1 protein-coding gene is annotated in these 424 nt (G+C 57.1%); it reads left to right on the top strand.

Going from position 1 to position 424, the window contains the following annotated elements:
• On the top strand, window positions 1-206 hold a 206-nt coding region (locus K5Q99_RS23260), incomplete at its 5' end, for a hypothetical protein (protein ID WP_220778169.1).
• Window positions 207-424 lie beyond the last annotated feature (218 nt).

Here is a 424-nt window from a genome sequence, read left to right as displayed (position 1 = left end):
TCATGGGAGCTAAGGTAGCAACCAGCGATCGTAAAACCCATGGGCAAAACTCCCGTAGCAGCTATAGCAGTCTTGTCAGACCTGGGCGTAAATCTATGTCTGAATTACGGATGAGCAAAGATTGTTGGTCCCACAGAATACTATTCGGCGGTCCCAACAATTCTAGGCATATGTGCGCTGCGACTGAGTATCACCCAAACGTATGACACCGTATGGCGTAGTCCGAATGGTCGCCAGATCGGCGAAACGGGACGTCACCCTCCTGAGGCGTCCAAGCACACGCGCTGTTCTTGGCTCCCGCATCACTTGGCGATCCAGGCCTGAAGGCGAGGCGCCCCGGTGATCTACGCGAGGGCCGCTGTTCCCACCAGGTGGTTCCGGTGGGAACAGCGGCCCTCGCGTACCTGTAGGTGCAGCTGCAGCA

Source organism: Shewanella hafniensis, from assembly GCF_019655335.1.
GTDB lineage: Bacteria > Pseudomonadota > Gammaproteobacteria > Enterobacterales > Shewanellaceae > Shewanella > Shewanella hafniensis.
The sequence above is the reverse complement of the archived record's forward strand: the minus strand, read 5'-3'. Positions and strand labels throughout refer to the sequence as shown.